The following is a 17,961-nucleotide window of genomic DNA, read 5'->3' as shown; positions in this document are numbered from 1 at the left end:
ACCTGAAGCGAACATTCACGCAATTTAGTGCGAACCCGGCCACCGGTCGGGTCTACCTTTCAACGTATTAGTGGTCATCTATGGAAAAGTCGAAGTTTCGCAAGGTTTTTTGGGGCGTGGGGCTGGCGGTCGTGGCTGGGATGATTGTCTATTCGGTGCAATCACCCGCCGAGCCACCCGAATATCTGACTGCCAAGGTCGAGCGCGGCGAGATCGAGAACTCAGTGCTGGCCACCGGGATTTTGCAGGGGGTCAAGCAGGTTGATGTCGGCGCGCAAGTCTCCGGCCAGTTGAAATCACTGAAGGTCAAGCTTGGCGATAAGGTCAAGAAGGGCGAGTGGTTGGCGGAAATCGACCCCTTGGTGCTGCAGAACACCCTGCGCCAGGCCCAGGTCAATGAAGAAAATCTGGAGGCCCAGCGCAAGGCGACGGCGGCGCAGGTTGCCCAGACCAAATCGGTCTGGGAGCGTTACACCCAACTGCAATCGGACGCGGCCATTTCCCGGCAGGATTTCGAGACCGCCGAATCCAACTATCTGGTACAGAGCGCCAATCTGGTCGCCCTGGATGCCCAACTGAAAAATGCGCGTATCCAGATCGACACCGCCAAGGTCAACCTGGGCTACACCCGTATCGTCGCGCCGATTGACGGTGATGTGGTCGGCATCGTCACCCAGGAAGGCCAGACCGTGATCGCCGAGCAACTGGCGCCGGTGCTGCTGAAACTGGCCGATCTGGACACCATGACCATCAAGGCACAGGTGTCGGAAGCCGATGTGATTCATATCCGGCCGGGCCAGGAGGTGTACTTCACCATCCTGGGCGAAGCCGACAAACGCTACTACGCCAAACTGCGCGGCACCGAACCCGCACCGCAGAACTACCTGGACACCCAGGCCGCGGGCACCCCCCAAGCAGAACACGGCGGTGTTCTACAACGCCTTGTTCGATGTGCCCAACCCGGAACATCGCCTGCGTATTTCGATGACCGCCCAAGTGCATCGTGCGTGACATCGCCAAGGATGTGCTGATGGTGCCGGTGGCGGCACTGGGCAAGCGCAATGGGGACGGTTCGTACGTGGTGCGGGTGATCGACGAGACCGGTCACGCCCAGGAGCGCAACGTGCAGGTGGGGATCAATAACAACGTCAAGGCACAGATCAAGGATGGCCTGGCAGAAGGCGACAAAGTCGTCATCGGTGATCCTGCGCCTGCCGTGGCGGGGGTCTGACAATGACTCAAGCCTTGTTGGAGCTCAAAGGCATCAGCCGCAGTTTTGTGGCCGGTGAGAAGGCCTTCATGGCCCTCAAGAATGTCAACTTGACGATCAACGCCGGGGAAATGGTGGCAATCACCGGCGCCTCGGGGTCGGGCAAGTCGACATTGATGAATATCCTGGGTTGCCTGGACTACGCCACTGAGGGCAGCTACACCATCAACGGCCGTGAAACCCGCGACCTGGAAGACCATGAACTGGCGGAACTGCGCCGTGATCACTTCGGTTTCATCTTCCAGCGTTACCACCTGCTGCCGCACTTGAGCGCCATGCACAACGTCGAGATGCCGTCGATCTACGCCGGCGTCACGGAAGCTCAGCGCCACAGCCGTGCCAAGGAACTGCTGGCGCGCCTGGGCCTGGCCAATCACCTGGTCAACCGTCCCAGCCAGTTGTCCGGTGGCCAGCAGCAACGGGTGAGTATTGCGCGGGCCTTGATGAACGGCGGTGAGGTGATTCTGGCCGACGAACCGACCGGCGCCCTCGACACCGCCAGCGGCAAGGAAGTGATGAACATCTTGCTGGAGCTGCACGCGGCGGGGCATACGGTGATTATCGTGACCCACGATGCGAAGGTCGCGGCGAATGCCGAACGTATCATCGAGATGCGCGACGGCGAGGTCCTCAGTGATCGGGCCAATGAACGCGTCGGGGTCGAGGCGGCAGCGCCGGCGGCCGCCCAGCTCAAGGCCAGCCCGGGGCGGCGCCTGGTGGCGAGCCTGGGGCTGTTCAAGGAAGCCTTCGTGATGGCCTGGATCGCGTTGATTTCGCACCGCATGCGCACGTTGTTGACCATGCTGGGGATCGTGATCGGCATCACCTCGGTGGTGTCGATCGTGGCGATCGGCGAAGGGGCCAAACGTTACGTCCTCAGTGATATCCAGGCGATCGGCAGCAACACCATCGATATCTACCCGGGCACCGACTTTGGTGACAGCCATGCCTCGGCCATCCAGACCCTGGTGCTGTCCGATGTAACCGCGCTCAGTCAGTTGCATTACATCGACAGCGCAACCCCCAACGCCGGGCGCAACCTGCTGCTGCGCTTCGGCAATATCGACGTGGATGCCACGGTCAACGGCGTGAGTGCCAGCTCGTTCCAGGTGCGTGGGATCAAGATCGCCGAAGGCATCACCTTCAGCCAGGAGGATGACACTCGCCAGGCTCAGGTCGTGGTAATTGACCACAATACCCGCAACCGTTTGTTCGGCCCGAATGTCGAGGCACTGGGCCAGATCATCCTGGTGGGGAACTTGCCGTGCACGGTGATCGGGGTGGCGGCGGAGAATAAAAACATCTTCAACACCAGCAAGGCCCTGAATGTCTGGGTGCCGTACGAAACCGCGGCCGGCCGCCTGCTGGGCCAGCGTTACCTGGATAGCATCACGGTGCGGATCAAGGACGGGCAGCCGAGCAAGGTGGTGGAAGCCAACGTGGTCAAACTGCTGGAACAGCGCCACGGCACCAAGGACTTCTTCACCTACAACCTCGACAGCATCATGCAGACGGTGCAAAAGACCAGTCAGTCGCTGGCGTTGCTGCTGTCGCTGATCGCCTTGATTTCCCTGGTCGTGGGCGGCATCGGCGTGATGAATATCATGCTGGTGTCGGTGACCGAGCGTACACGGGAAATCGGCATCCGCATGGCGGTGGGGGCACGTCAGTCGGATATTCGCCAACAGTTCCTGGTGGAAGCGGTGATGGTCTGCCTGATCGGCGGAGTCATCGGTATCTCGTTGTCGTTCGGGATCGGCTTTGTGTTTTCCCTGCTGATCAAGGAATGGCAGATGGTGTTTTCCCTGGAGTCGATTGTCACTGCGTTCGTGTGTTCAAGCCTGATTGGCATCATCTTCGGCTTTGTACCGGCCCGCAATGCGGCGCGACTGGACCCGATCGAAGCCCTCGCACGGGACTGAGGCACCCGTTAAAAAGCCCGCCACCGTTGACGGTTGGCGGGCTTTTTTTGCGGCCGGTGGTCAGGCCGACTGACTAACGCTGTGCAAGCGGTGCGCGGTGGCGGTACTGACGGCGTCTTCGAAGCGCTCGAGCACGTTGCCTACCTGGGCTTCGGTGATGGTCAGGGCGGGCAGGAATCGCAGGACGGAACCGTGACGACCGCCGGTTTCGATAATCAGGCCGTTATCGAAACAATTGAGCTTGATCGCCCGCGCCAGGGTGCCATCACCCAGGCCCACCCGACCGTCCACGCGTGACTTGGTGACCTCGACCCCGATCATCAGGCCACGACCGCGTACATCGGCGATCGGGTCATATCGCCCGGCGATCTCCTGCAGGCCGGCCAGCAGTTGCGCGCCACGTGCCGTGGCATTTTCAACCAGGTTGGCCTGGCGGATATGGCGCATGGTGGCACGCCCGGCGACCATGGCGATCTGATTGCCGCGGAAGGTGCCGGCGTGCATGCCCGGGCCCCAGGTATCGAGGTGTTCGGCGTAGACAATCACCGACAGCGGGTAGCCGCCGCCGATCGCCTTGGACAGCACCAGGATGTCGGGCACGATACCGGCATGTTCGATGGCAAAGGTGCTGCCGGTACGGCCCAGGCCGGTCTGCACTTCGTCGATGATCAGCACAATGCCCAACTCGCGGGTGATCTCGCGTAACCCACGCAGCCACTGGGCGGAAGCGGGAATACAGCCACCTTCACCTTGCACCACTTCGACGAGCACGGCGGCGGGGCGGGTGACGCCACCTTCCGGGTCGGAAAGTACGGTGCGGATGTAGTCGATTGACAGTTGGTCCGTCTGCTCGCCATCGGTGCCGAACGGGCAGCGGAAGCGATACGGGAAGGGCAGGAAGTGGGTGTTTTGCGCGGTGACGCTGGGGATGTTTTTGGGGTTGAGATTGCCCATGGCCGACAGGGCGCCGGCGGTCATACCGTGATAGCCGCCGTGAAAGGCCATCAGCGCCGAGCGTTTGGTGTAATGACGCGCCAGTTTGATCGCGGCTTCCACCGCATCCGAGCCGCTGGGGCCGCAGAACAGAATCTTGCTGGAGTCACGCATGGCGGCCGGCAATTGGGAAAACAGTTCCTGTACAAACGCCTGCTTGGCGGGTGTGGCCAAGTCCAAGGCTTGTTGCAGTTGGTCGGTGCCGAGGAAATCCAGCACCGCTTCTTTGACGACGGGCGGATTATGCCCCAAGGCCAGAGTTCCGGCGTTGGCCAGGCAGTCGAGGTATTCCTTGCCTTGGGCATCCTTGACCCACACGCCTTTGCCGCTGACGAACAGGCGCTGGAACGTGGCGGCATAGGTGCGTGCATTCGATTCGACTTTCTTCAGATAACTTAGCTCTTCCATAATCATGCACTCATCGGCTGCGGCAAAGCGCAGCGCTGGATAGTTGATGGAACAAGAGACGGCGTGTCGTTAATAACGAGCGTTATTCAAGGCAGTAAACGGTGGGCCGGTTATATGACCGTATGACGTTTGTTGCTGGAAAATAAACGCAGCCGTAAAGTTAGCCGAACAGCCTGTAAAGTGAGCACTGTCAAGTTAACTTATGACCCGGTTTAGTTTGAAGGAAGGCGGCAACGGCCGCTATCGGTTCAGGCGCGGGATGTCCCCGGAATCTCTGTCAATCAGGTGACAATAAGAGTAATAACCCGCGCCTGCGCTTGAACCGTGAAAGTTGTGTGTGGTTGCACGAAGAAAGTGTCAGTGATTCTGCTGTTAAATGAATAAACAGGGTGTTTTTTATTGCAGGCGTGTCACCGTCGGGTTACCAGGATTGGCATGCATCCAACGGATCAGCGAATGGCGCCCGCTGATGCCCATCTTGATCACCGCGCGTTTCAAGTAGCTTTCCACGGTATTGACTTTGAGCTCCAGCGCTTCAGCCAGCTCAGGCGCGGTACGCCCCGCCAGCAGGCCGGCGCAGATTTCCTTTTCGCGGTTGGACAGCCTCAAGCCAGATTGCACCAGGCGAGCCTCAAAACGCTGGCGCAGGGAATCCATGTCCCGGTTTTGTGGGACAAGCCCATCAACGGCGATATTTTTGTCCGGCATGCCTTGAGAATTTATCGCATTAATGTGCTTCTCTACCAACGCCAGCAGGAGCAAGGAGAAATCCTTGAGGATTATCTGCTCCTGCATCGAGAAGTCATCGATGTGTTCGCGGTAGAACGAAATTATATAAAAGTATTCTTTTTTCCGGGATTTGAGATGCAGCTGGGAACTGAAGGGAATGGGCGTCAACGCCGGTTTTGAAGACGCGCCGGCCGACGCTGAAAAGCTCGCCACGGATTGCGCGAGGACGGGCTTTGCTACCTGTAGGGCGGTCGGTGATTCAGGTGTTCTGGGTTGAGCGGACTTGATCAACGAAGACATGTGCTCCGGGCTCAGGATCTCCGCGCCGGCCCCGGTGGGCTCTACGCGCGCGCCGTCAGCGCCATCGATGCGCACATGGGTGATGTGCGTGGCATCCACGGGCACCTTGGTGAGTACCAGATCATGCAGAAATCGCGAGAAGTGGCGGCTGCCCGTACTGGCGATGACTTTACCGATGAGAGGAAACAGTGTTTGAGCGTTCATTATTTCACCGTCATGTTTCGGTTGATGACTGTCACAGCGGTTGGGTCGGTTGAAGCGCAAGCCTCACGGGGTAAAGCGGCAAGAAAGCCCGAGCTTTGGTTGCATGTTTTTAAACGGTGACCTAGCATCATTTTTGAATGATGGCTTAATGATATTATTTGGCGTTGCACGTTTTCATCCCTGCATCAGCCGCTGTGTGCCCATCACTCCGGACAGCAGGCCGATCCCCAGCAGAAATACACTGGGGGCCTTGGCCATGACTTTCTGGGCCACCGCGAAGGACAGCATCTGGCGCGAGATGGCGCCATAGATCAGCAGGATGGTGATATCGATCACCCCCCAGATCAGGGCGAGGATCAGTCCCTGTTTAATGAAGTCGCCATTGGGTTCGATGAACCCAGGCAGGAAAGCGAGGAAAAACAGGATGTCTTTCGGGTTGGACAACCCCACTTTCAGGGCGCGCCAGAAAAAATGACGCTGGCTTTTTTGCACCCTGGCAACGCTGTCCGAACTGGCCAGGAGGCTGGACACCCCCAGCCAGGCCAGATACAGCCCGCCGACCACTTGGCCCCAGTTCAGCAGCACCGGGCTCACATCCAGCGCGGTATAGATGAGCGTCAGGGTGATCAGCAGCAAGAGTTGGGCGGACACCACGCCGCCCGTGATCGTGGCCGCAGGCCAGGCTTGCCTGGCATCGGAGATGACCAGGGCCACCACCGGGCCGGGCGAGGCAATCAGGAAAAACACGGCCAGGGCAAAGGTCAGGTGCAGCATGCTCATAGGGTGGTTACCAGGTCCAGGACACGTTGGTTTTTGCCCAGGCGTTGCGCGTAGTAGCGATAGCCGGCGACCGCGAATGTGCGTTGGATCCAGCGATCGCGGCCATCCAGGCCAGCTGAGAACGCACTGCGGGCATGCGCGGTTTTACGGTTGTCGATGATCAACAGGTCACCGGCCTTGAGGTGCACCGGGTGGGCGACTTCCCAGGCGGCCTTGCGCAGGAGTTCGAGCTTGAGTTGCGCGTGTTTGCTGCTGGCCACCATGAATTGAGGGTCAAAGCGGAAATAGGGGGACTCGGGGTCACCGTATAGAACCGTTTGTTTTTGGTTTATATCAATGCGGCAGTTTTTTTCTGTGGCGCAGTAGTCCGACAGAAAGTTGTATTTTTCTTCATGGAAATAATTCAGGTCATGCGGGGTAATAATGTCGCGAATGCCATCGATGGAGCTGATGAAGGTCGCGGCCTCGGCGCCGGGGTCCTGGCGCAGGCAGAAAAGCACCAGATAATCCGGAGACACGGCATGAAAGGCATTTTCGGTATGCAGTTCCAACTCACAATCGTAGCTGTCCGAGTTGGCACCCTTGGAGTACTTTTTATGCGGGAAAAAGTTATTGATGATATCGCCGTTGGATTCCTGGATATAACCAATTGGGTCGCCCAGCATGGCCGTGGCTTTCAGAATGATCTGCTCACTGATCGTGCACTCTTTTTGCAGGCTGGCGCGGTCGCTCGGTGTTGGCGGAATTGTGCCGATGGGCAGGTCTTTTAAATGCAGGAAGCCTTTTTTATTACCAAATAAACGAAAATTCAATATATCGGATTCGGTCGCCTGGTCGAGTTTCGCTTGCTGGATACTGGAAGACAGGAGTTGATTGAAATTAGGCATGGTGAAGGATCTGCTGTGTGTTTAAAAACTATTAAAGGCCGCAGAGGTTAGGCGCATGCCAAGCATGATTGGATTTTTTATAGGGTTCGGTTGCGCTTGAAATGACTAATAAGTCTGTCGCTTATTTGTACGGTTGATTATTTGTCAATCGCACGGTATTTAAAAACGGAAAAAAATGATGGGTAAGGATGAGTATGAATCATGATGCGCTTGATCAGGGCGCGCGCCGGCTGCCGCCGCTCTACGCATTGCGGGCCTTCGAATTGGCTGCGCGTTTCAGTTCTTTTACCCAGGCTGCCGACACCCTCTTTATCACCCAAAGCGCCGTAAGCCGGCACGTCAAGGCCTTGGAGGAGCATTTTGGCTGCGCATTGTTCGAGCGCAAAGGGCCGAAAATTTTCCTCACCCAGACCGGACGATTGTTGGCTCAAGAATTGAAAGTCGGCTTTCGCCTGATCGAAAATGCCTGCACCGTCACCAGCCGCAAGGAGAAAACCCTGAGGGTCAAGGCGCCTTCCACCTTGACAATGCGCTGGTTGCTGCATGTGCTGGATGAGTTCAATGCCGTGAACGGTATAGAGCAGGCGCAATTGTCCAGCGAGTGGATGGACGTCGATTTCGTCAACTTCGATGTCGAGCCGTTCGACTGTGCCGTGTTGTTGGGCAACGGGCGTTTTTCCGATGACCTTGAGTTTATCAAGCTGTTTGATGAATGGCTGATACCGGTCTGCTCGCCGAGCCTGCTGGAGCAGCACAACCTGAGCGGTGAGGGGATATTCTCCGCGGAATTGATCCACCCGTCCCGAGACCGGCGCGATTGGCAACGCTGGCTGGAGCGTGTGGGCTTGATGTCGGCGGTTTCCTGGCAGAAAGGCAAAATTTTCGACACCCTGGAACTGGGTATCTCCGCCGCGATCCAGGGGCGCGGCGTTTCCATCGGTGACCTGGCGCTGGTCGGTGACGAATTGGTCAAGGGCTCACTGGTACTGCCCTACAACAAGGCGGTCAGTACCGGTGACAGCTACTACCTGGTATGGCCCGCACGCAGCAATCACAACGCCGCGCTGGAGAGCTTCAAGCGTTATTTGCTGGAAACCGTGCCGGTGATAGACGAGCGCGGGTTGGAATTCTTGAGTTGACGCAGCCCTGGCAACGTCAGGTTCGAAAGCGTCCCACCAGCGTGCTCAACCCTGCGGCCAGCGTTGCTAGCGCCTGGCTGGCTGCGCGGGTCTGCAAGGCACCTGCCGCAGACTGCGCCGACAGGTCGCGGATCGCCAGCAAATTGCTGTCCACCTCACGGGCAACCTGAGCCTGCTCTTCGGCTGCACTGGCAATCACCAGGTTGCGCTCATTGATCTGGCTGATGGCCGCGAAAATATCTTCCAGCACGGCCCCCGACGCCTGGGTGATACCCAGTGTGTCTTGCGCCCGCGCCGTGCTGCTGCGCATCGAACCCACCGCCTGTTCGGCCGTGCTTTGCACGTTCGCAATCATCTGTTCGATCTCGCGGGTCGATGTCTGGGTACGGTAGGCGAGGGTGCGCACCTCGTCGGCCACGACGGCAAACCCCCGGCCTGCTTCACCTGCGCGGGCCGCTTCGATGGCCGCATTGAGGGCCAGCAGGTTGGTCTGCTCCGAGACTGAGCGGATCACGTCCAATACCTTGCCGATGTTGCGCACTTCATCGGCGAGGTGCTGGATATGCGTTGCGCTGCCCTGAATCTCGGTGGCCATCGATTGCGTGCCGCTGATGTTCTCGCGTACTTGCTGGCGGCTTCTTTCCGACAGCGTATGGGAGGCGGTGGCCGCTTGCGAGGTAGACACTGCGTTGCGCGCCACTTCTTCGACCGCGCTGGTCATCTGGTTGACGGCTGTCGCTGCCTGTTCCAGTTGCATGTCCTGCTGTTGCAGGCCACGGTTGCTTTCTTCGGTGACGGCATTGAGTTGTTCAGCGGCTGAGGCCAACTGCGTGGCGGAGTCAGCGATCTGGATCAGAGTTTCGCGCTGGCGGGTCTGCATGCGTTGGAGTTCAACGAACAACTCGCCGATTTCGTTGCGACCAGGCGAGACGACCTCACAGGTCAAGTCGCCCCCGGCAATGCGTTTGAAGTGTTCGCCGGCCTCGCGCAATGGCCGCAGGACCCTGCCGGCAATGAATGTCCAGCAGACGAGCGCGAGTGCCAGGGTCGACAGGGTCAGGGCGATAGCCAGCGTTTGCGCAGTCTTCAGCCGCGCAGCCGCTTGCGTGTTGATCTCTTGGGCGCGGGCATTCAAAGCGTCGACCAGCTTCACGCGGATTTCCTGCAGCTTGGTCATGCTATTGCCGGCAGCGATATTGACCTGGAAATACTGATCGGCCGAATGCGCACGAGTGGCGGCGCGCTGGCCGGCGATGGCCGTACCGTATTCGGCGAATGCCTCTTTGAGAGTGTCGGCGAGCGCTTTCAGCGCCGGCTCACGCAAGTCTGTGGTCGAGGCATCGAGCTTGGCGATGGCCTCGCTCCAGATAGCCTCGCTGCGAACCAGCCGTGCCTGCGACTCATCAAAGCGTGCGCCGACGGTCTCGATAAACGCCGAGGACACATTGGCGCTGGTGCGAATGGCCAGTAGCAATGCGTTGTTGATCCCGTCGATTTGGCGTGAAGTGCGCCCCAACTCGTCAATCTGGTCGTGACTGCGTTCGGCCGACCACCAACCGTTCAGGGCCGAGAACAGCAGTGCAATGACGAACAGCAGGAGCACCCCGAACATACCGGTGCGAATTTTCAGATGGGCGAGCATGAGGCCACTCCGTGAACGACTGGATAATAGTGACCGAGCTATCCGCCGCCGCTTCAGGAACTTAAGCGGCAAAAGTGGGAACTCGTTCGATTACCGGACGTTAAATGCGGCGCGGGTTGAGGCTTATGGATGAGCGGGGTAATCAGTGTATCCGCGCTGGTCGCCACCAAAGAAGGTACTGGGGTCTGACGCGTTGAGCGCCAGTCCCTCACGGATGCGCCGTGGCAAGTCAGGGTTGGCCAGGAACGGCCTTCCGAAGGCAATGATGTCAGCGCGGTTGGCGGCCAGGGCATGTTCTGCGGTTTTCGGATCGTAACCACCGGCCACCATCAGCACGCCTTTCCATTGCGTACGAAGTTGGCCGATGATTGCGTCCCAGCGCGGATCGAAATGCTCGTCCTTGACGGTGCCGACCACGGCAGGTTCCACAAGGTGCAGGTAGGCCAGGGGCCAGCGGTTCAGGGCGCTGACGATATGGCCGAATGTGGCTTCGGGAGTCGCATCGCCCATGCCCATGAAGCGGCCCATCGGTGTCAGCCGTACACCTACGCGCTCCGCCCCGACTTCATCGCCAACCGCCTCGACGACTTGCAACAACAGGCGCGCGCGATTTTCCACACTGCCGCCGTAGGCGTCCTCACGCTGGTTGCTGTTGCTATTGATGAACTGGTCGAGCAGATAACCGTTGCCCGCGTGGATTTCAATGCCGTCCATCCCGGCTTTCAAGGCGTTGCGCGCGGCGCGACGGTAATCCTCGATGATCTGCACAATCTCCGCAGTTTCCAGGGCACGTGGTACGGGTACATCCCCCCAGACGCCGTTGCCATCGTCATCGACGATAAATGTCTTGCCTGGCACCGGCAGTGCGCTGGGGGCAACCGGCAGGGCGTTATCGGGTTGGAAGCTGGGATGGGAAACACGCCCCACATGCCACAGTTGCATGAAGATCAGTCCCCCGGCTTCGTGCACCTGTGTACTCACCTGGCGCCAGCCTTGCACCTGTTCATCACTGTAAATCCCCGGGGTCCAGGCGTAGCCCTGACCTTGACGGGAAATCTGCGTGGCTTCGGTGATGATCAAGGCGGCACTGGCGCGTTGCCGGTAATACTCGGCGTTCAGGGCGGTCGGAAGATCGCCCGGCTGGCCGGCTCGGGAGCGGGTCAGAGGGGCCATGGCCACACGATGAGCCAGTGTGTAGGGGCCAACGGCGATAGGTTGAAACAGGTGCTGAGTCATGGGTATTTCCTTTGCGTCAAACGCAATGCGTTGAAGGGGGCTTAGGGCTATGCCTGTTGTACTGAGCGGGTCAGGGGCAGGTTCAGCCAGCGGCGGCCGGTGGCGTTCGCGACGGCGTTGCCGATGGCGGCGGCCATGGGGCCCTGGACGATCTCGGCCGCGCCAAGAAAGGGTTGTCCGGGCTGATCGAGCAAATGTACGTCGACCTGCTTGGGTAACTGAGGAAAGCGCAGGATCGGGTAACCGCTCCAGTCGTAGCTGCGGACTCCGCCCGGGTCGTAGCCGACTTTTTCATACAAGGTCCAGCTGGCGGACTGCACGATGCCTCCCTCCACCTGGTTGCGCAGGCCATCGGGGTTGACGATTTGCCCCACGTCCACGGCGGTTATCACTTGGTCGAGCTGAATCTCGCCGGTTTGCGGATGCACGTGCAAACGCACGGCGAGTGCGCAGTAGCCCATGATGTTCTTGTAGCGGGCAAACGCGAAGCCAATGCCGGAGCCCGGTTGATTGCCTTTATGCGGCCAGCCGCTGGCATCCCGGACGCGCTCGACTACCGCACGGGCTCGCGGGTCTGCCAGATGGGCAAGGCGCAAGGCAACCGGATCGATGCCGGCCTGGATGGCCAGTTCATCGATACAGGCTTCGATGGCGAAGATATTGATGTGGGCCCCCAGCGAACGCATGGCGGATGTGCGAAACGGCATTGTGGTCACGAAGTTCATGTCGATGCGCGTAGAGGCCAGGGTGTACAGCGGCACCGCATTCCGATCGCCATCCCCTTCGGGCTGGGCGATTGGAACCGACGGCGCGGAGACGAACGGACGGGCCAACAGCCGAGCGGGGATCAGTCTGCCGGCATTTACGATGCGTTCGTTGTGTGGCGTGGTCCACAGCTCATAGGCCCAGTCCTGCAATTTGCCCTGTGCATCGAGGGTGGCCCGGACCTCGGTGAGCATGGCACTGCTGTAGGGCTCCCAGAGGTTTTCCTGCTCGCGCATCCATTGCACACGCACGGGCGTGCCGGCGACGCGCATTGCAATCAGCGCGGCGTCGGCTGCCGCGTCGTCCGCGCCATTGTGGCCGTAACAGCCGGCCCCCTCGACATGGATGCAGCGCACCTGCGCCGGTGCCAGCCCCAGCATCTCGGCGATCCCGGTGCGAAGAGGGTAGACACCTTGCGTGTGGGTCCACACGGTGAGCATGCCGTCCTTGAACCAGGCCACGGCGCAGGACGGGCCAATGGACCCGTGCATGAGGTACTGCTTGGTGACGCGCGCGTGATAACTCGCGCCGGCTACGGCGGCCGGGTTGCCTTCATGGCTGATGGGATAGCGATGGGCGGGCAGGCGGGTCAACAACGAGTGGATGTCATCCGCGTCGGGAATCGCCTCTGCACCGCTCCAGCGGGCCAGTGCATACCCGCTGCGCATCGCTTTGATGGCTTGCCATTCATCTTCGGCCACCACGGCCAGGTAGTTGCCGTCACGCACCACCTGTACGACGCCGGGCAGGTTTTTGACTGACTCGGTATCGAACGCTTCAAGCAGGCAACCAGGACGTGGTGGACGGATGACGCGGGCATGTAGCATGCCGGGCAGGCGCAGATCCTGGACGAACGCTGCGCCACCACTGACCTTGGCCGGGATATCCAGGCGTGCAAGAGAATGGCCGATCAGCTTGAACGCGGACGCCGGCATCGAGGGTGATTGCGCCTTCGCATAGTGGTGCAGGTCAACGCCCTTGACGGCTTCGGCATAGGTCATCCGTTGCCCGTTCAGGCCCTCGATGACGCCCTCCTGAGTGGTCAGCAAGGCGGTTTCGACTTTCCAACGGCGTGCCGCCGACTCCAACAGCAACTCGCGAACCTGAGCCGCCGCATTGAACAAGGCCGTGCCGCTGTCGAAAATACTGTGGCTGCCGGCGGTGTAGCCTTCGTCGGGCGTCAGGGCGGTATCCGCAGTGAGCAGACGGATCGCGGAGGGTGAGATATCCAGGCGTTCGGCGGCAATCTGCAGGAGGGCGGTTTTCACGCCTGTCCCCAATTCAACCTTGCCGGTGTAGACGGTGATGCCCTCGGCATCGACGCGGATCCAGGCATCGAGGTAGGGATTGGTGCGCAGGCTTCCAGGAAGATCGGGTGCCAGCACCACCGTGCCGAGCGTATCGACTTCGCTGTCGGCCAGTGCATGCCGCGCTGCCGGTAAAAGGGTGAATGTCAGGACCAGCGCGCCTGCGCGCAGAAAAGCGCGGCGCCCCTGATCAACCTCAGGCTGAAGGGTCATACGGCGCTCCTGTCTTGCCTGGCGACACGGCTGATGGCCTCGACGATCCGCAAGTGGGTTCCGCAGCGGCACAGGTTGCTCGCCATATGCTCGCGAATGGTGTCTTCGTCTGGATGGGGAGTGTGCTCAAGCAACGCCTGGGCGCGCATCAGCATGCCGGCGATGCAGTAACCGCATTGCGCGGCCTGGGTCTCGATAAAGGCCTTTTGCAAAGGGCCTGGACGCTCTGCCGTGCCCAGGCTCTCGACCGTGCGGATGGCCTTGCCCTCCAGGCCCGTGCAGGGGGTCAGGCAGGAAAATACCGGCTGGTCATCCACCAGCACAGTGCAGGCACCGCACTGTCCCAGACCGCAGCCGTACTTGGCGCCGTTAAGCCCCAGATGATTGCGCAGCGCATACAGCAACGGCATGTCGGGCGCGAGCTCCAGCGAGTGGGGCGAGCCGTTGACGTTGAGGGTCATTTGGGTCATTGCGCCTCCTGGCGTAACTCGTGAAGGGTGGAAGAAAGGTCTGTCCATGGCTGGCCCGGCTTCGCCTGCTCGCGAAGAAATGCAGCCAGTGCCGCGATCTGCTCGTTGTCCAGGCTGGCAACGAACGGTGGCATGGCCGGCCCGGGTTGCCCTGGGGTGGCCGGCACGCCTTCGAGCACCGTCTTGAGAAAGTTGCGCGCGCTCACTGCCTGCAGCGCTGAGGTCTGGCCCAGGGCGGGGCGCCCGTCGATCTCGCGCATCGGCGCGGCCGGGCCATGGCAACCCGCACAGGCGCCTTCGAACAACAGGGCGCCAGACGCCTGCTCGGCTGCCCCGATGGGGCGTGTGACCGCTGGGGCGGGGGAGGGAGATGCGGCGCTCGTGAGGCTCAGCAGGTATTCGGCAATGGCTTCGGCGTCGCCGGCGGGCAGCTTGGCCAGGCCCAGGCTGACCGGGCGCATCGGCCCGGCCGCGGTACCATGGCCTGCCACGACTTCCGCGCGCAGATAGCTCACCAACTGCTCGCTGCTCCAGGCAGGGGCACGGTTGGCCAGGCCCAGCAGGGAAGGCGCGTCCCATCCGTCGACCCGCCCTCCCGCAAGGTGCTCAGCGGTTTTCTCGGCGCCCAGCGGGTCAAGTGGAGAATGGCAGCCGGCGCAGTGGCCTGGACCTTCGACCAGGTAGCGGCCACGGTTCCAGCTTGCCGATTGCTGCGCCACGGGCGTCAAGGGTTGGGTATGCAGGAACAGCAGATTCCAGAACGACACCAATGGCCGGATGTTCATCGGGAATTTCATCTGGTTCGGTACGGCTGGCGAGTGCACGGCGGGGCCACTCATCAAATAGGCATAGACGTCCTGGATATCCCCTTGCGTCAGGCGGCGGTAGTGCACGTAGGGGAAGGCGGGATACAAGAAGTGCCCATCGCGCGCGACCCCTTCGCGCATGGCTCGCTCAAAGGCCGGTAATGACCATTGGCCAATACCGGTCTCGGCGTCCGGTGTGATATTGGTGCTGTAGAGCGTGCCGAACGGTGTTACCAGAGCCAATCCACCCGCCAGGTATTGGCCGCCGGGTCGCGTATGGCAGACTGCGCAGTCGCCGGCTTCGGCTACCCGCGCGCCCTGTTTTACCTGAACGGGATCGAAGTGCCGTGGCGGTTCGGCCGGTGCGATCGCCGGGCGCCACATCAGCAGCACCGCGCATATTCCACCGGCCAAGGCGAGAACTGCAGCGCCCACTCCTAGCTGCCTGGCTTGCATGACATCACCCTTCATTCGTCCGTGAACCCGCAAGGGATTCGTATCGCCGAGGGTAGAGAAGAGACGCACGCGGCGGTATTGCCAAACCGCGCAACGGCGCTTTGCGTCATACGCATCGCTCAGTTGGCCCAGCGTCGGATTTTCCTCGGCGCCGGTGCCTGAGCACACGTGTGCAAGACACTCCATGCACGCTTGGGCATAGTGGTTCGCTTGTTTTTTTGTTCGGAATTGGCTGATGGACAAATTGCTGGCGCTGAAGATGTTCGTTGAAACCGTGCGGTGTGGCGGCTACTCATCAGCGGCGCGCAAGCTTGGTCTCTCGACGTCTTCGGTGACGCGCCAGGTGGCCGGCCTGGAAAGTGCCTTGGGCGCCAGCCTGCTTAATCGCACCACACGCAACACCAGTGTCACGGCTGCGGGGCAGGCTTATTTCGAAAAGGCCGTGGTGATTCTCGACGCCGTCGACGAAGCCGATGCCACCGTCGCCGACCGTGGCACCGAGATCCAGGGGCACCTGCGTGCCAGCGTCCCGGTAGAGTTCGGGCGACGCATTATCGCGCCTCACCTGGGGCGTCTGCTTGAGCGTCATCCGGGCCTGGAGATCAGCCTATCGTTGAGCGATCGGGTCAGCGACCTGATCAGCGAGCGCATCGACGTGTCTGTGCGCCTCGGTTCTTCGATGGTCAACGAGGACGTCGTCAGCAAGAAGATCGGGGATTTCCAGCGTTGGGTCGTGGCCAGTCCCGAGTATCTGGCGCAGGCCGGTCTGCCGCTGCATCCCAATGACCTGCTCAACCATCAGTGCCTGCGGTTTGACTATGGCGCGGCGCACCACGACTGGACGTTCCAGGGCGACGAGGACACCTTGCGCCTGAGCGTGCAGGGGCGCTTGCAAAGCAACAACGCCGACATCCTGCGCGAAGCGGCACTGGCGGGTGGCGGGGTGGCGCTACTGGCCGACTGGCTGGTGCGTGACGACGTCGGCCGGGGCCATCTGACCCGCGTGCTGGAACAGTATGAAGTCAATCCCGGCACCGCCAGCACCGGCATCAATGCGCTGTACCTGCCTAACCACCGTGGCTCGCGGCGTATCAATGTGTTTATCGCATTCCTTGAGGAAATCCTCGGCTAACGCCCTTCATCTGGCGTACGGTTTCTGCCAGCCAGCGCAAGACTGGCGGGTGGGTTGCGCGATTGCGCGAGCCGTTTACGATCAAAGCCGAAATCGAAATACTGTCTCAACAAGGTTGACAGTAGTGTGCGTGGGTTCACGTTTCCTTCACGTTGCAATTGGCCATAATGGTCAGCACTGCCCCACGTCTCCTATTTCCTTTGACATCAGTGATTTCCAACCCATGAAAACCGTGGCAATGGTGCTGTTTCCAGACTTTCTCCTGCTCGATATGGCCGGGCCCATGGAAGTGTTTTCCATCGCCAATCGTTATCTGGCGGCGGCCGACCATTATCAGTTGTTGACGATCGGCACCGAGCATGGCGCCTTGCGCGCCTCCAATGGCGTCAATGTTCAGGCCGACGTGCACATAGACCAGGCCGGCGACAGCTATGACCTGTTGCTGGTGCCGGGCGGCCCGGGGGCCTACAACGGAAAACACCGGCCGTTGCTCGACTGGCTGCAGGGCGCGGTCGGCCAGTCGGCCAGGTATGGCTCGATCTGCACCGGGGCGTTCATATTGGGGCATGCCGGTTTGCTCGACGGTTATCAGGTGACGACTCACTGGCATTACACGGAGCGGTTGATTCGGGCGTTCCCCAAGGCAATCGTCAAGACCGATCAGATTTACGTGCAGGATCGCAACCTGAACAGTTCCGGCGGGGTCACCGCCGGCATCGACCTGGCACTGGCGCTGGTCGCCCAGGACCACGGCAAGAAAATCGCCCAGGACGTGGCCAAGGTCTTGCTGGTGGTGATGAAGCGCCAGGGCGGGCAAGCGCAGTTCAGCCCGTTGATGCCTGCCGTGGCGCCGCCGGAAACGCCGGTAGCCCGGGTGCAGAACTATGTGCTCGAACACATTGATGAGGCCTTTAGCGTCGAACGCATGGCCAGCCTGGCGAATATGAGTGCGCGACATTTCGCCCGGGTGTTTGCCCGTGAAGTGAACATGACGCCCATGGAGTTTTTGCAAAGCGCGCGTATCGACTGGGCCCGCAGCCTGCTGGAAACCAGCGACCTGCCGCTCAAGACCGTCGCCTACAAGAGTGGTTTCGGCAGCGTGCGGCACATGCGTTTTCTGTTCGGTGAAAAACTCGGCTTGACCCCCGCCCAGTACCGCGAACTGTTCAACTGAGGCGTGGTTGTCCGTCCTGCGCACCGGGATGGCCGTGACGCTCCCTCCAGGGCGGTTGTCCCGTCACGGGTGTCTGCCAAGATGTTTATGAACTCTTGGCAATGGAGATGCGAGAGCCTGGGCGAACT

The 17,961-nt window shown here is 60.5% G+C and carries 13 protein-coding genes and 1 pseudogene; 5 read left to right on the top strand and 9 right to left on the bottom strand.

What is annotated here, in order from left to right:
• Nucleotides 1-80: 80 nt before the first annotated feature.
• Nucleotides 81-1,231: pseudogene (macA, locus tag MJP36_RS20095) on the top strand (macrolide transporter subunit MacA).
• Nucleotides 1,232-1,233: 2 nt separating this feature from the next.
• Nucleotides 1,234-3,192, top strand: a complete 1,959-nt coding sequence (locus MJP36_RS20090; protein WP_104993283.1) for a MacB family efflux pump subunit — start codon at nucleotides 1,234-1,236, stop codon at nucleotides 3,190-3,192.
• A gap of 60 nt (nucleotides 3,193-3,252) precedes the next feature.
• Here the strand turns inward: MJP36_RS20090 and MJP36_RS20085 are convergent, their stop codons facing one another.
• The 4 genes from MJP36_RS20085 to MJP36_RS20070 form a co-directional block, all read right to left on the bottom strand.
• Nucleotides 3,253-4,593: a diaminobutyrate--2-oxoglutarate transaminase family protein gene (locus MJP36_RS20085; RefSeq protein ID WP_244383865.1), complete on the bottom strand. Its 1,341-nt coding sequence runs from the start codon at nucleotides 4,591-4,593 to the stop codon at nucleotides 3,253-3,255.
• A gap of 396 nt (nucleotides 4,594-4,989) precedes the next feature.
• A complete protein-coding gene (locus MJP36_RS20080) occupies nucleotides 4,990-5,826 on the bottom strand; it encodes a helix-turn-helix transcriptional regulator (protein WP_081087076.1) in 837 nt (278 codons plus the stop codon).
• 174 nt (nucleotides 5,827-6,000) lie between these two features.
• A complete protein-coding gene (locus tag MJP36_RS20075) occupies nucleotides 6,001-6,606 on the bottom strand; it encodes a LysE family translocator (protein WP_244383864.1) in 606 nt (201 codons plus the stop codon).
• Entirely contained in the window at nucleotides 6,603-7,493 is an 891-nt protein-coding gene (locus MJP36_RS20070; protein WP_090372002.1) for a TauD/TfdA family dioxygenase, read from the bottom strand. The genes MJP36_RS20075 and MJP36_RS20070 overlap by 4 nt, the downstream gene beginning before the upstream one ends.
• A 188-nt stretch (nucleotides 7,494-7,681) precedes the next feature.
• Between MJP36_RS20070 and MJP36_RS20065 the strand changes: the two genes are divergently transcribed.
• Nucleotides 7,682-8,632 carry a LysR substrate-binding domain-containing protein gene (locus MJP36_RS20065; RefSeq protein ID WP_060756402.1) on the top strand — a complete coding sequence of 317 codons (951 nt, stop codon included), beginning with the start codon at nucleotides 7,682-7,684 and terminating at the stop codon, nucleotides 8,630-8,632.
• A gap of 16 nt (nucleotides 8,633-8,648) precedes the next feature.
• Here MJP36_RS20065 and MJP36_RS20060 read toward each other — a convergent pair whose 3' ends face one another.
• The 5 genes from MJP36_RS20060 to MJP36_RS20040 form a co-directional block, all read right to left on the bottom strand.
• A complete protein-coding gene (locus tag MJP36_RS20060) occupies nucleotides 8,649-10,274 on the bottom strand; it encodes a methyl-accepting chemotaxis protein (protein WP_060756401.1) in 1,626 nt (541 codons plus the stop codon).
• 123 nt (nucleotides 10,275-10,397) lie between these two features.
• Nucleotides 10,398-11,510 (bottom strand): alkene reductase, encoded by a 1,113-nt coding sequence (locus MJP36_RS20055; protein WP_244383863.1) that lies wholly within the window; start codon nucleotides 11,508-11,510, stop codon nucleotides 10,398-10,400.
• A 47-nt stretch (nucleotides 11,511-11,557) separates the two neighbouring features.
• Nucleotides 11,558-13,795 (bottom strand): xanthine dehydrogenase family protein molybdopterin-binding subunit, encoded by a 2,238-nt coding sequence (locus tag MJP36_RS20050; RefSeq protein WP_244383862.1) that lies wholly within the window; start codon nucleotides 13,793-13,795, stop codon nucleotides 11,558-11,560.
• Entirely contained in the window at nucleotides 13,792-14,265 is a 474-nt protein-coding gene (locus tag MJP36_RS20045) for a (2Fe-2S)-binding protein (RefSeq protein WP_060756398.1), read from the bottom strand. The genes MJP36_RS20050 and MJP36_RS20045 overlap by 4 nt, the downstream gene beginning before the upstream one ends.
• Complete coding sequence (locus MJP36_RS20040) at nucleotides 14,262-15,506, bottom strand: c-type cytochrome (RefSeq protein ID WP_425226323.1); 1,245 nt, start codon at nucleotides 15,504-15,506, stop codon at nucleotides 14,262-14,264. Before MJP36_RS20040 ends, MJP36_RS20045 begins: the two co-directional genes overlap by 4 nt.
• Nucleotides 15,507-15,762: 256 nt before the next feature.
• On the opposite strand from MJP36_RS20040, the gene MJP36_RS20035 reads away from it, so the two are divergent.
• Nucleotides 15,763-16,659, top strand: a complete 897-nt coding sequence (locus MJP36_RS20035; RefSeq protein ID WP_104993289.1) for a LysR family transcriptional regulator — start codon at nucleotides 15,763-15,765, stop codon at nucleotides 16,657-16,659.
• 223 nt (nucleotides 16,660-16,882) lie between these two features.
• A complete protein-coding gene (locus MJP36_RS20030; RefSeq protein WP_104993290.1) occupies nucleotides 16,883-17,833 on the top strand; it encodes a GlxA family transcriptional regulator in 951 nt (316 codons plus the stop codon).
• Nucleotides 17,834-17,961: the final 128 nt, after the last annotated feature.

The sequence above is a fragment of the Pseudomonas palleroniana genome (assembly GCF_022836895.1).
GTDB classification, from domain to species: Bacteria; Pseudomonadota; Gammaproteobacteria; order Pseudomonadales; family Pseudomonadaceae; genus Aquipseudomonas; species Aquipseudomonas palleroniana.
Note: the sequence above shows the minus strand (reverse complement) of the source record. Positions and strands in the feature narration are given on the sequence as shown.

Excerpts from the sequence above, each read along its gene's own strand:
- MJP36_RS20050 (WP_244383862.1), bottom strand. The coding sequence starts at position 13,795 with ATGACCCTTCAGCCTGAGGTTGATCAGGGGCGCCGCGCTTTTCTGCGC.
- MJP36_RS20035 (WP_104993289.1), top strand. The coding sequence starts at position 15,763 with ATGGACAAATTGCTGGCGCTGAAGATGTTCGTTGAAACCGTGCGGTGT.
- MJP36_RS20085 (WP_244383865.1), bottom strand. The coding sequence starts at position 4,593 with ATGGAAGAGCTAAGTTATCTGAAGAAAGTCGAATCGAATGCACGCACC.
- MJP36_RS20060 (WP_060756401.1), bottom strand. The coding sequence starts at position 10,274 with ATGCTCGCCCATCTGAAAATTCGCACCGGTATGTTCGGGGTGCTCCTG.
- MJP36_RS20090 (WP_104993283.1), top strand. The coding sequence starts at position 1,234 with ATGACTCAAGCCTTGTTGGAGCTCAAAGGCATCAGCCGCAGTTTTGTG.
- MJP36_RS20065 (WP_060756402.1), top strand. The coding sequence starts at position 7,682 with ATGAGTATGAATCATGATGCGCTTGATCAGGGCGCGCGCCGGCTGCCG.
- MJP36_RS20070 (WP_090372002.1), bottom strand. The coding sequence starts at position 7,493 with ATGCCTAATTTCAATCAACTCCTGTCTTCCAGTATCCAGCAAGCGAAA.
- MJP36_RS20030 (WP_104993290.1), top strand. The coding sequence starts at position 16,883 with ATGAAAACCGTGGCAATGGTGCTGTTTCCAGACTTTCTCCTGCTCGAT.
- MJP36_RS20080 (WP_081087076.1), bottom strand. The coding sequence starts at position 5,826 with ATGAACGCTCAAACACTGTTTCCTCTCATCGGTAAAGTCATCGCCAGT.
- MJP36_RS20075 (WP_244383864.1), bottom strand. The coding sequence starts at position 6,606 with ATGAGCATGCTGCACCTGACCTTTGCCCTGGCCGTGTTTTTCCTGATT.
- MJP36_RS20055 (WP_244383863.1), bottom strand. The coding sequence starts at position 11,510 with ATGACTCAGCACCTGTTTCAACCTATCGCCGTTGGCCCCTACACACTG.
- MJP36_RS20045 (WP_060756398.1), bottom strand. The coding sequence starts at position 14,265 with ATGACCCAAATGACCCTCAACGTCAACGGCTCGCCCCACTCGCTGGAG.